This window comes from Vibrio sp. STUT-A16, assembly GCF_026000495.1.
Classification (GTDB): Bacteria; Pseudomonadota; Gammaproteobacteria; order Enterobacterales; family Vibrionaceae; genus Vibrio; species Vibrio diabolicus.
Genome location: NZ_AP026765.1, coordinates 3,140,866 through 3,152,991, shown reverse-complemented (window position 1 = coordinate 3,152,991; position 12,126 = coordinate 3,140,866). Strand labels below are relative to the sequence as shown.

At 46.1% G+C, this 12,126-nt stretch carries 11 protein-coding genes; 6 read left to right on the top strand and 5 right to left on the bottom strand.

Going from position 1 to position 12,126, the window contains the following annotated elements:
- Positions 1-32: 32 nt before the first annotated feature.
- Entirely contained in the window at positions 33-332 is a 300-nt protein-coding gene (locus OO778_RS14865) for a DUF2607 family protein (protein ID WP_005392338.1), read from the bottom strand.
- Between the two features lie 236 nt (positions 333-568).
- Positions 569-1,120 (bottom strand): YtfJ family protein, encoded by a 552-nt coding sequence (locus tag OO778_RS14860; RefSeq protein ID WP_005392336.1) that lies wholly within the window; start codon positions 1,118-1,120, stop codon positions 569-571.
- A 214-nt stretch (positions 1,121-1,334) separates the two neighbouring features.
- On the opposite strand from OO778_RS14860, the gene OO778_RS14855 reads away from it, so the two are divergent.
- Positions 1,335-1,535 (top strand): DUF1107 domain-containing protein, encoded by a 201-nt coding sequence (locus OO778_RS14855; protein WP_012841164.1) that lies wholly within the window; start codon positions 1,335-1,337, stop codon positions 1,533-1,535.
- A gap of 86 nt (positions 1,536-1,621) precedes the next feature.
- Here the strand turns inward: OO778_RS14855 and msrA are convergent, their stop codons facing one another.
- Entirely contained in the window at positions 1,622-2,260 is a 639-nt protein-coding gene (gene msrA / locus OO778_RS14850) for a peptide-methionine (S)-S-oxide reductase MsrA (RefSeq protein ID WP_109168741.1), read from the bottom strand.
- A gap of 167 nt (positions 2,261-2,427) precedes the next feature.
- On the opposite strand from msrA, the gene OO778_RS14845 reads away from it, so the two are divergent.
- From OO778_RS14845 to OO778_RS14830, 4 genes are read left to right on the top strand one after another with little or no spacing between them, the layout of a single operon-like run.
- Positions 2,428-4,140, top strand: coding sequence for an autotransporter assembly complex family protein (locus tag OO778_RS14845; protein WP_264910202.1), 1,713 nt, complete (start codon positions 2,428-2,430; stop codon positions 4,138-4,140).
- Positions 4,137-7,901 (top strand): translocation/assembly module TamB domain-containing protein, encoded by a 3,765-nt coding sequence (locus OO778_RS14840; protein ID WP_264910201.1) that lies wholly within the window; start codon positions 4,137-4,139, stop codon positions 7,899-7,901. Before OO778_RS14845 ends, OO778_RS14840 begins: the two co-directional genes overlap by 4 nt.
- Positions 7,902-7,946: 45 nt before the next feature.
- Entirely contained in the window at positions 7,947-8,294 is a 348-nt protein-coding gene (locus OO778_RS14835; RefSeq protein WP_012841162.1) for a gamma-glutamylcyclotransferase, read from the top strand.
- A 49-nt stretch (positions 8,295-8,343) separates the two neighbouring features.
- A complete protein-coding gene (locus tag OO778_RS14830; protein WP_074191999.1) occupies positions 8,344-8,706 on the top strand; it encodes a DUF2799 domain-containing protein in 363 nt (120 codons plus the stop codon).
- Between the two features lie 74 nt (positions 8,707-8,780).
- Here OO778_RS14830 and ppa read toward each other — a convergent pair whose 3' ends face one another.
- Together ppa and fbp are read right to left on the bottom strand one after the other, a co-directional pair.
- Positions 8,781-9,311 (bottom strand): inorganic diphosphatase, encoded by a 531-nt coding sequence (ppa, locus tag OO778_RS14825; protein ID WP_012841160.1) that lies wholly within the window; start codon positions 9,309-9,311, stop codon positions 8,781-8,783.
- 127 nt (positions 9,312-9,438) lie between these two features.
- Positions 9,439-10,455 carry a class 1 fructose-bisphosphatase gene (fbp, locus tag OO778_RS14820; RefSeq protein ID WP_005392321.1) on the bottom strand — a complete coding sequence of 339 codons (1,017 nt, stop codon included), beginning with the start codon at positions 10,453-10,455 and terminating at the stop codon, positions 9,439-9,441.
- 312 nt (positions 10,456-10,767) lie between these two features.
- On the opposite strand from fbp, the gene mpl reads away from it, so the two are divergent.
- Positions 10,768-12,126: a UDP-N-acetylmuramate:L-alanyl-gamma-D-glutamyl-meso-diaminopimelate ligase gene (mpl, locus tag OO778_RS14815; protein ID WP_074192000.1), complete on the top strand. Its 1,359-nt coding sequence runs from the start codon at positions 10,768-10,770 to the stop codon at positions 12,124-12,126.

Here is a 12,126-nt window from a genome sequence, read left to right as displayed (position 1 = left end):
CAAATTATGTTGAGTGTGGAATAGTTTGGAAATTAAGCAAAATAAGGCGGGGCACGAGCTGCACCACGAATGTCTTCACTATTAACAAGGCGCTGAAAGACATCATGGTATTGGATGCGCGTAAATGTTGGCGTCGATAGGGTCGGTTGAGCTTTGGCTATGCCGTGCTGAACCCCAGAAAATAGCTGGCAATGATGGTGTGTGTGGTGTTCGGGAGTCAGATCAACTTGATGAAGGATTACCGCAAAGTTCCAAGCGATCAGCAACGCGACACTGAAAAATAAAACAGTGCGATGCCAATGCTTCCGTATCTTTTGCTGGTGATGGTACATCTGAGCTCCTCTTACCGACTGTTATAATATAACACCCATAATGAGTAAAAGTTCACTCTTTTGTTGGCTAGTGGGAAAATTTACGTCAACACATGCGATGTCGCCGAATCTGAGACCGTCTCCTTGGTGGAATCACTGAGCGTTAAACTAGGGGCAACAGAAATCTCAAGCTTTAAGTTTGGTCGCATGGCTCCTTATACTGCGTACTACGGATATTAAGGAGCCAAGCAACGAGACTAGATGTTCTGTTTAATTAGCTCGATCACCTTTGCAATTTCATCTTGCTCAAGTGCGCCTTCTTTTACAAACAGCACTTTGCCTGTTTTGTCTTGAACAATAATGGCAGAGCTTTCTTCTTTAAGATCCCAAGTGTTGGCGACTACGCCATTTTCATCCAGAACCATAGATGACCAAGGAAACTCTTTTTTGCTGTCTTGGGCTGAAGATTTCACGAACGAACCTGTCCCCCAGATCGCATCATCTTGGTTAATGATCGTAGTTGTTTGGTAGCTTTCTTGCGGGAATTGCGCGGCGGTTATTGCTGACATCAAAGGGGCGTTCATTTCTTTTGAACTGCTACGACCTGCGATTGCTTGAATAACACGAACCTTACCCTGCATATGCTGGGTTGCCCATGGTTGGTATGCCACGCCCTCACCCTGCAAAACAATCTCGCCATAAGCCGCGACCTTGGCAGAAGGAACGGTCTCACCGACAGATAGGTTGTGTGCAAACGCAAAGCTTGGCGTTATAGCCAATAGTAGAGGTAGGAGAGTCTTAGTTTTCATATTGTTATATTCCGTACGAGTTGGAAGTTTTCCAGTATATATCCAGATCTAGGAAATTTGTAGAACTGTTGATAACATTTATTTAACGTATGGGGTGGTGTAATATTGCGTTATATTTAGAATTTGCTAAAATGAACCTCGTCGCAGATTGCGCATCAAGATTGCAGAGGATAAATAAGCAATCCGTGTTTTCTCAAAGGAATTGAGGTGAGTTATGCTACGTGAGTTTGCTGTATACCGACCATTACAAGTGGCACGTTTCGTTAAAACGTTGTTCAAAGGTCAATTCTTTATTGCTGGGGTTGGATGTTTTCAGTTCGACAATGGCAAAGTTTTGCTCCCTGACGTCAACGATCAGAAAAGACTCACCATCTTTAAAGAAGTCAACCAAGTGATTGCTTCGTTGTCTGTTTAAGAGCCCGTTGGCTTGAATTTAGTTTTCGATTTCAAAAAAGAGCGACCTATTCGGTCGCTCTTTTTGGTTTCAGTTAGTCCTAGGAACTAACTTTGTAAGCTGGGTGGAAAGCAAACACCTGTGCCACCGATACCGCAGTAACCGTCAGGGTTTTTAGCCAGATATTGCTGGTGGTAAGTTTCGGCAAAATAATACGGGCCCGCTGGCTGTATCTCAGTGGTGATGTTCGCGCGTAGTTCCTCTTGCAGTGCTTGTTGATACAAGAGCTTCGATTTTTCTGCGCTCTCTTGCTGCTTCGCGGAATAAGTGTAAATAGCCGAACGGTATTGTGTGCCCAAATCGTTACCTTGACGCATCCCCTGGGTTGGGTCATGTTTCTCCCAAAAAACGGCCAGTAGTTTTTCTAAGGAAATCACGCGTTCATCGAAGACGACTCGTACTACCTCTGTATGGCCTGTTTTACCCGTACACACCTCTTCATAAGTAGGATTGGGTGTATATCCACCGGCGTAGCCAACCGAAGTGGAGATAACCCCATCCAGTTGCCAAAATACGCGCTCAGCGCCCCAAAAGCAGCCCATTCCCAGCAGAATTTGTTGTTGATGCGGCTCCAATGGTGCCTTTAAGTTAGATTTATTTACAAAATGATGATCTTCAACCTGGATCGGTTGCTCTCTACCTGGCAAGGCATCTTCTATACTGATCAATGTTTGTTTGTTGAGCATGGTATTTGTCCTTCAATACGTGTCTTAAATTTGCGAACTTTTTCATTTCGTCTGTATCTGATGCTGTGATGACATAGACCGCGTTAAACCTATTAATATTACAGACTTAGACTTTAATTGGCGTTATCATTATTTACGTTTACTTAACCTCATTCAGCCAAAAAAGCATGATAAAAAAAGCTCTCCTCACCATTGTTGGCCTGTTTGCCTTTTCTCATGGTGCCTATGCCGATGTTTCTTTGACTTTAAAAGGCATCGATGGCGCTTTAGAAGAGAATGTCAGTGCGTACCTGTCGTCCATTCCAGCGAAGGACTACTCCACTTCTCTGCGCTTTCAAGCGAGATTAGATCAAAGTATCACTGAAGCTCTTAATGCGCTTGGGTATTATCATGCAAAAATTTCATACTCTATTCCGGAAGGGAATGATGAGTTGATCGTCAGCATCAAGCCGGGTTTACCTGTGAAAGTGAAAGTCATGGATGTGGTGATCACAGGTGAAGCAAAAGACGATGAAGAGTTCGCCAAACTTATTGAACGTTCACCGCTTAAAGTCGGCAAAGTATTGAATCAAGGCGAATACGATAGCCTGAAATCGAGTATTCGTAACTTGGCGTTGCAGCGTGGTTATTTCAATGGTGATTACAAGCTCAGCAAACTTGAAGTGATTCCTGACTTCAATGAAGCGAATGTGCGTTTGCATTATGACAGTGGTATTCGTTATCACTTTGGTCCGATTAACATTACTGGCAGTCAGATTTGGGAAAACCGTGTTGAATCAATGCGACCTTTTGAAATTGGTGAACCTTACTTGGTTTCGCAAGTGGGGGAGTACAACCAAAATCTGTCTAATACCGATTGGTTTTCATCGGTTTTTGTGGAGCCTGATTTAAGTAAATTGGATGAGGGACGCGAATTGCCAATTAAGGTCTCGCTCGCGCCAGCGTCAAAAAACCAAATAGAAACCGGTCTTGGTTACTCGACCGATACTGGTGTGCGTGGCACGTTAAAATGGAAAAAACCATGGGTTAGTTCACGTGGCCACAGCTTTAATACGGCGTTATCACTATCAAAGCCTGAACAGACGATCACGGCAGGCTACAAAATCCCGCTTGATGATGTATTGCGTGAATACTACCAATTGCAATTTGGTTTAAAGCACCTTGATAACCGAGATACGGAGAGTTTGGAATCCAACCTGGCAGTTGAGCGACATTGGCTAACCGATGGCGGCTGGCATAAAACCATTTATGTTCGTCACTTGTACGAAAACTTCTCTCAAGGTCTGCAAGATGATGGGGTGCAATTTGTTTTACCCGGAGCCACTTTTTCACGAACTCGTGTCCGTGGTGGCAACATGCCAATGTGGGGGGATAAGCAAAGTGTAACGATCGAATATGGTGATCCTGCTTTGCTGTCAGAAACGCGAGTATTGCGCCTATTAGGGCGATCATCTTGGATCCGCGGGATCGGTGATAATCATCGTGGTTTGTTCCGTTTAGAAGGTGGTGCGAACATCACCGACGAATTTGAAAAGCTTTCGCCTTCTCTGCGTTTCTTCGCTGGTGGTGATAACAACATTCGTGGTTATGGATATGAGTCTATTTCACCTGTGGATGAAAGTGGCGCCTTGACGGGTGGTAAATACATTGTCAGCAGCACATTAGAGTATCAATATCGCGTGTATGGAAACTGGTGGGCAGCCACCTTCTACGATATTGGTGATGCATTTAACGAAACACCTGAATGGAAATCGGGTGCTGGTGTGGGTATCCGTTGGGCGTCTCCGGTTGGACCGGTTAGCTTTGATTTTGCGTGGGGACTGGATGAAAAACCAGAAAGAGAGTTCCGCATCCACTTCTCATTGGGGCCTGAGTTATGATCAAAATGATGTTTAAGTGGACCAAATGGCTGTCGCTAAGTTTGATTGGTCTATTGCTGTTGCTCATCATTTTTGTTGCGACAGTGCTATTTACTCACCCTGGTCTTAAGCTCGCGTTGTGGGGAGCAGAAAAGGCTTTACCGCAACTACAGATAGAGAAAGTTCAGGGCTCATTATTTCCTCGTTTTGAGCTACAGAACGTCAGTTTTGTCGACGAATCTTTGAACATCGACGCCAAAGTCGATCGTTTAGCGTTAGCGGTTAACTTCCGTTGTTTCTTTGACCCTAAAGTCTGTGTCGATGAGCTAACCCTGCAAGGTGTTAACTTTCAGATGCCAGAGCTCCCTCCGGCAGGCGAAGAGCCAGAGGAGACACCGCCATTACGTACAGTCAGTACACCAGTCCCTATTTTTGTTAATAAGGTCAGTTTTGATGACATTAACTTAAACATTTTAGGCAACCAAATTGACTGGCAAGATTTCTCTACCGGGCTTTCTATGCAAGGCGACCGTTTAGTGATTGCGCCGACGGCATTAAAAGACATCAATGTTGCATTGGCTCCAAGTGAAGCTGAACCTGAAGCGGCCACAGACGAGCCGAAAGACGCTGGCGCTCCGCCGCAAGATATTGTGTTACCCGAGGTGTGGATTCCACTCACTGTGGAAGCACGACGCCTCGATATTCATAACTTCAAGCTTGCAGGTGAGAAGCCGGTGATCGTTCACCACCTTGGTGTTGTAGCGAAAGCGGGGGGCGACCGTGTTGATGTGAAAACATTAGAGCTCGATATGCCTGAAGTGGAAGGTAAGTTAAGCACGCAAGTAACGCTTTCTGCTGACTATCCTCTCAAAGCACAGCTCGATGCGCTGGTGAAGCAAGCGGATGCGAAAGGGCAAAAGCTGTCGCTGTCAGCTGCTGGTTCGGTGGGAGACCTTTCTCTCACTGCGACCTTATCTGAACTAGTCGAAGCGGAGATCAAAGGTGAACTTCAGCCCCTGAAAGCGCAGTTACCCTTTGATGTTGCAATCAAAAATGTGCAAGCGCAATGGCCGTTAATCGGTCAAAGTGATTATCAAGTATCGGTACCAAGTTTATCTGCAAAAGGTTCCCTGGACGGATACATCGTGGCACTAGAAACACAAGCTTCGGGTAAAGATATTCCTGCTGTAGATGTTGCACTAAACGGCAATGGCACATTAGAGCAAATCGATCTTGAAAGCCTGGTAGTAAAAACATTGGGCGGTGAGCTATCCGGTCAGGTGATGGCGAATTGGGCTGCGCCAATCAACTGGCAAGCTGACCTTAATTTGCAACATATTCAACCGGGGCTTCAATGGGAAGAAGCGGAAGGCGATATCAGTGGTAGCCTCTCGACTTCAGGTTCTTTAACAGAACAAGGCGGTTGGCAAGTCAGTTTACCTAAGTTAGATATCGATGGCATTTTGCGCGGTTATCCGCTGAATGTGGAAGGTCAACTTGAAGCGTCTGATAAGAATGGCAAAGGTGAAGACATTCAGCTTACCACGCAAGGTTTAGCGCTTTCTCATGGCCCTAACCAATTGAGTGCCAAGGGTAAGATTGATAAACAGATATTAATGGATGTTGAGGTTAACTTCCCCGATTTTGCGAAAAGTGTTCCGGATCTTGCAGGTAAGATGCAGGGTAATGTGGCGCTGCGTGGTAGCTTGAAAGAGCCTGACATCAAATTAGACCTAGCGCTAAATCAAATGAACTGGCAGCAGCAAGCGAACGTTGAAAACATAACCTTGAAGGGAGATGTGACGCCTCTGCCAGCACCGAAAGCGAACTTAAGCCTCATTGCTAACAACATTACCTACGACGACATTAAAGTTGATAGTGCAGACCTTGAAGTCTCTGGGGATGAAAAACTGCACCAACTGACGCTAGATGTGGTGTCTGACATTGTATCAACCAGCTTAGAAATTGAAGGCTCATTCATACAGAAGCCGCAAATGATCTGGGATGGTGCATTGCGTCGTCTTACTTTGAGCACGCCGCAGGGACCGTGGGCGTTGCAGAAATCGACGGCGGTTAAAGTCAACATCGATAAACAACTCGCTGATGTTCAAGCACATTGTTGGCTACAAGCCAATTCGAGTGTTTGTTTGACCGAAGATATTAGTGTTGGTCAAAGTGGCGAAGCCAAGTTAGCCGTGAACGACTTTGACTTTGAACAAATCAAGCAGTTCCTGCCGCCAGAGACGAAATTACAAGGGTCGGTCAACGCGCAAGCGACAGCAAAATGGGCACCAGAGATGAAACCGGAAGTCACGGTGAACGTTGATATGCCTAAAGGTCAAGTAGAGCAAGCACTAGAGCAGCCGATAACACTTGGTTGGGAAAGCTTTAGCTTTAAAGCGGCGCTGGCAAAAGACAAGTTAGATGCTGAGTGGTTATTTGATGTGAGAGACAACGGTGACTTATCTGGTCAGGTTTCTTTGGTCGATGTAACGTCTGAGCAGCCTGAGATTGACGGTAAGGTCTCGCTATCGACATTCCATCTGGATTTCTTAGCGCCGTTGATAGGTGAGTACAGCCTATTCAAAGCGAACATGAATACTGATTTGGCGATATCTGGTGATGTTATGCACCCTAAAGTCAACGGTCAGTTCTTGATTGATCAAATGAAGCTACAAGGTGAAGTCACGCCGATAGACATTAACTCCGGTCAGGTCGCGATCAACTTTAAAGGTCACCAAGCGGATCTTGATGCGGGTATCATGACGCCAGATGGTGAGTTGGAAGTGACCGGTGAGGCAGATTGGCAGGATCTACAAAATTGGCATACCAAAGCGCGCGTATTTGCGAAAGAGCTTCAGGTGGATCTTCCACCAATGGTAAAAATCAAAGTTGAGCCGGACATGACTATTGATGTCACACCGCAGCTTGCTAAGGTCGAAGGTAATATTAATCTGCCTTGGGGACGAGTTGTGGTTGAAGAGCTGCCACCAAGTGCGGTTGGTGTTTCAAGCGACACCGTGATTTTGGACCAGAACTTACAGCCTGTGAGTGATATCGAGCCAATGCCATTTGATGTTGAAACGGATATCAACATTAAAATCGGTGATGACTTCCAACTGGCCGCCTTTGGCTTGAAAGGTGGTCTGAAAGGTAACCTCAATGTGACACAGAAAGATAAAGGTCCGTTCATCGTTGGGGAGGTTAATATCGTCGACGGTTCTTACCGTTCTTTTGGTCAGGATTTGGTGATTGAAGAAGGTAAGATCTTAATGAATGGTCCGGCAGATCAGCCGTACGTTTCTATTAAGGCGATTCGAAACCCAGATAATACCCAAGATGACGTGATTGCTGGTGTGCGTGTAACAGGACCAGCATCGGATCCAAATGTGGAGATATTCTCTGAGCCAGCGATGCCTCAAGCGAATGCGCTCTCTTACCTACTTCGCGGTCAAGACATTGATGGCGAAGCGGGAGGCAATGCTATGACGACCACGTTGATCGGCCTAAGTTTGGCAAAGAGTGGACGCGTGGTTGGTGAAATCGGCGAAGCCTTTGGGGTTCAAGATTTACAATTGGATACGGCGGGGTCGGGCGATGATTCTCAAGTGACCGTCAGTGGTTACATTCTGCCGGGATTACAGGTGAAATACGGCGTCGGCATCTTTAACTCACTAGGCGAGTTCACCGTGCGTTATCGATTGATGCAAGATCTGTATTTAGAGGCGGTTTCTGGTGTAGATAGTGCGGTTGACCTACTCTATCAATTTGAGTTCGATTAGAGCTTGTTCGTCTGCGTACATAAAGTTCATGACTAAGGAGTGGTTATGCAGCATTTAGTTTTTGTATATGGGACCTTGCGTAAAGGAGAGTGTAATCATCACTTTCTGAGCTCGGCCCAGTTTCTTGGTCAGCATGAAACGGATGCTCAGTTCGCACTGTATGACTTAGGTCCTTATCCCGCGTTGTCTGTTGGGCAGCGTTCGATACAAGGTGAAGTGTATCTGATTGATGATGAAACCTTATCCGAGCTAGATAAGTTGGAAGATGTGCCAGTAGAGTATCGTCGAGAGAGCATCGTCACGCCATTTGGCCAAGCTTGGATCTACTTGTATCAAGATACTGAACAACTGACCGAAGAAATCGCTTCCGGAGATTGGTGTCAAAAGGTGTGAGCTATACTGACATTATCAACAGCGACGAGCTGGTCACTAAGGAGTCATGATGAAGGTATTCGTAATTGGATCAATGGCGTTGATTCTTGCCGCATGCGCGCAAACAACCCTGCCGACCTCGAGTAATGTTACCGACTGGCAAGCGTTTGGTAAGCAGTCTGCCTTAGATGGATTAAGAGTTTTATCTGAAGATCGTATCGCTGCACTGGATGGTACTCATCATGCTACGCCTGAACTGATCATGGCCTATCAAACGGGTTATCAGCAAGGGAAGCAAGAGTATTGTGAACAAAGCGCGTATATGCTTGGTGTTATCGGGCGTCCGTATTTTGGTATTTGTGATGACCTAGACCCTTTCTTTCAGCATGACTATGACGCCGGCCGAATGTCATCTGCAGGCGCGCCTATCTAGTTGACTTACACAAGATGAAAAGCAAAAGAGCTGCCCTAAAGCAGCTCTTTTTAATTTTGTATCAGCCGTGATGCTTATTTTTTCTGAGCGCGCTCGTAAGATTCTAGGATCTCAGCTTTAGCGGCAGCAACATCTGCCCAACCATCCACTTTCACCCATTTGCCCGCTTCAAGCTCTTTGTAACGCTCAAAGAACTGCGTGATCTGTGCTTTCAGTAGTTCTGGGATATCGTCTACATCTTGGATGTGATCGTACTCTTTCGAGATTTTGGTGTGGGGAACCGCAAACACTTTTGCGTCTTCACCTGACTCATCCGTCATCTTCAAAACGCCAACAGGACGGCAGCGAATCACTGAACCTGGCATAAGTGGGTATGGTGTTGGTACCAGTACGTCGACTGGGTCGCCATCAAGAGACAGCGTATTGTTCACGTAACCATAGTTACATGGGTAGAACATCGGTGCAGACATGAAACGGTCAACAAATACCGCACCAGAGTCTTTATCTACTTCGTACTTGATTGGATCTGCATTTGCAGGAATTTCGATCACGACATAGATATCTTCAGGCAGTGACTTGCCTGCTGGCACATGGTTTAAGCTCATTAGAATATTCCTTTTCATTAACGATGAGTCACACTGAAGCGGCTTCATCTGATGATAAATTCGCGTTTCACTTTAGCGACAAAAACGCGGCAGGTAAACACCTGCCGCGTTGGACAAAGGTCTGAAATTATTCTTCGTCGCGGTGCAGTTCAAGGAACTCTTCAACTTTGCGAACCATGTTCTTAGAACCCACAAAGAAAGGCACACGTTGGTGTAATTCGGTTGGTTTGATATCCATGATGCGATTGACGCCGTCTGATGCAATACCGCCCGCTTGCTCAATTAAGAACGCCATTGGGTTACATTCATAAAGTAGACGCAGTTTGCCCTGAGGATGGCTTTGCGTACTAGGGTAAAGGTAGATACCACCTTTCAGTAAGTTGCGGTGGAAATCAGCAACCAATGAGCCAATGTAGCGCGAAGTGTATGGACGACCGTCTTCTGGCACATTCTCTTGGCAGTACTTGATGTACTTCTTCACCCCTTGAGGGAAGCGAATGTAGTTACCTTCGTTGATCGAATAAATCTTGCCTTCTTCTGGGATCATCATGTTTTCATGAGAAAGGCAGAAGCTGCCGATAGATGGGTCGTAAGTAAAGCCGTTTACGCCGTTACCCGTGGTGTAAACCAACATGGTTGATGAACCGTAAATCACGTAACCAGCGGCAACTTGCTTATGACCAGGCTGAAGGAAATCTTCTTCTGTCGCTGGTGTGCCAATAGGTGAAACACGGCGATAAATAGAGAAGATAGTACCGACAGAGACGTTCACATCGATGTTAGAAGAACCATCAAGTGGGTCCATCAGTACCACATATTTGGCGTTTTGGTTGAGCTCTTTGTTGAAAGCAACCGCTTCGTCTTCTTCCTCACTGGCAACGCCACACACTTGGTCACGAGCTTCAAGCGCGGCTTTGAACTTATCGTTCGCGTAAACATCGAGCTTTTGCTGGTCTTCACCTTGGACATTTTCCGTGCCTACAGCACCAGTGATATCACCGAGACCCGCTGCGTTGATTTCGCGGTTAACGATTTTCGCAGCTAAACGAATGGAGGCTAAAAGGGATGATAGATCACCGCTAGCGTGGGGGAAATCCGCTTGTTTTTCGACAATGAACTCGCCTAGGGTGCGCAGTCCTGACATGGTTAATCCTTACATTTTCATTTCATTGGGGGTAGTGCGCAAGTGAGCATCTCTTTATGGATGTTAAACGATTGCGCTGGATGTAAGTTTAAGTCGCAGATCTTTTTAATGGTAATGAAGTAACTGTTTGAGATCTCAATTTATTTGTAGACTTGTTTTAGGGATTCATCAGTAAGCAAGAGGTTGTACAGTCTGTGTTCAACCTTGTCATATTTGTGAAAGGGACTGCAAGAAGAAGGCTAAAGTCTCTCGCTTTTCTGGTTGTGATCGCGATAATGAAAGCATTAAAGAACGCATTACAAGGTTTAGTTTATGCACATTCATATCTTGGGTATCTGTGGCACATTTATGGGCGGCGCTGCGATTTTAGCGCGCCAATTAGGGCATAAAGTCACTGGTTCTGATGCCAACGTTTACCCACCGATGAGCACGTTGCTTGAGTCTCAAGGTATTGAAATTATTGAAGGCTTCGACCCGTCTCAACTCGACCCTCAACCAGACCTTGTGGTGATTGGTAATGCCATGAGCCGTGGTAACCCATGTGTTGAATATGTGCTCAATACCAACATGCGCTACACCTCTGGTCCGCAGTGGCTCAACGAGTTTTTGCTGCACGATCGCTGGGTATTGGCGGTATCGGGTACACACGGTAAAACGACTACGTCGAGCATGCTGGCTTGGATACTCGAAGACTGCGGTTATCAACCTGGTTTCCTAGTTGGTGGAGTACTTGGTAACTTTGGAGTCTCTGCTCGTTTGGGTGAAAGCATGTTTTTTGTCGTTGAAGCGGACGAATATGACAGTGCTTTTTTCGATAAGCGTTCTAAGTTTGTGCACTACCATCCTCGAACCTTAATCATGAACAACCTTGAGTTTGATCATGCTGACATCTTCGATGATCTAGAGGCGATCAAGCGCCAATTCCATCATTTAGTGCGAACGGTTCCCGGCAATGGCTTAATCTTAGCTCCGAAGCAAGACCAAGCTTTGGCGGATGTATTAGAGCGTGGTTGCTGGACAGAAAAGCAGTTTTCAGGTGTTGATGGCGACTGGCAAGCGCACAAATTAGTGGTCGATGGCTCAAAATTTGAAGTTGCTCTACAAGGCGAGAAGGTCGGTACCGTCGAATGGGATTTGGTGGGTGATCATAACGTTGATAATGCGTTAATGGCGATTGCCGCGGCGCGACACGTTGGCGTAACGCCGGATCTTGCGTGTCAGGCTCTGGGCCGTTTCATTAACACCAAGCGCCGTCTCGAGTTAAAAGGTGAAGAGCAAGGTGTGACGGTTTACGATGATTTTGCGCATCACCCAACGGCAATTGAACTCACCGTCGGTGGTTTGCGTAACAAGGTAGGCGAAAAACGCATTCTTGCCGTGTTGGAACCTCGTTCTGCCACTATGAAGCGCGGCGTGCACAAAAACACACTCGCGGATTCGCTACACAGCGCAGATGAAGTGTTCTTATTCCAACCAGACAACATCGAATGGTCGGTGCAAGATATCGCGGAACAATGTCAGCAACCTGCTTTTGTTGACGCTGACATCGATAACTTTGTAGCGAAAATCGTTGAACGTGCGCAGCCAGGTGACCAAATCCTCGTGATGAGTAATGGTGGCTTTGGCGGTATTCACGGCAAGATCCTCGAGCAACTTAAACAAAAAGCCTGA

Coding starts and splice junctions, on each gene's coding strand:
- OO778_RS14865 (WP_005392338.1), bottom strand. CDS start 332: ATGTACCATCACCAGCAAAAGATACGGAAGCATTGGCATCGCACTGTT.
- OO778_RS14860 (WP_005392336.1), bottom strand. CDS start 1,120: ATGAAAACTAAGACTCTCCTACCTCTACTATTGGCTATAACGCCAAGC.
- OO778_RS14855 (WP_012841164.1), top strand. CDS start 1,335: ATGCTACGTGAGTTTGCTGTATACCGACCATTACAAGTGGCACGTTTC.
- msrA (WP_109168741.1), bottom strand. CDS start 2,260: ATGCTCAACAAACAAACATTGATCAGTATAGAAGATGCCTTGCCAGGT.
- OO778_RS14845 (WP_264910202.1), top strand. CDS start 2,428: ATGATAAAAAAAGCTCTCCTCACCATTGTTGGCCTGTTTGCCTTTTCT.
- OO778_RS14840 (WP_264910201.1), top strand. CDS start 4,137: ATGATCAAAATGATGTTTAAGTGGACCAAATGGCTGTCGCTAAGTTTG.
- OO778_RS14835 (WP_012841162.1), top strand. CDS start 7,947: ATGCAGCATTTAGTTTTTGTATATGGGACCTTGCGTAAAGGAGAGTGT.
- OO778_RS14830 (WP_074191999.1), top strand. CDS start 8,344: ATGAAGGTATTCGTAATTGGATCAATGGCGTTGATTCTTGCCGCATGC.
- ppa (WP_012841160.1), bottom strand. CDS start 9,311: ATGAGCTTAAACCATGTGCCAGCAGGCAAGTCACTGCCTGAAGATATC.
- fbp (WP_005392321.1), bottom strand. CDS start 10,455: ATGTCAGGACTGCGCACCCTAGGCGAGTTCATTGTCGAAAAACAAGCG.
- mpl (WP_074192000.1), top strand. CDS start 10,768: ATGCACATTCATATCTTGGGTATCTGTGGCACATTTATGGGCGGCGCT.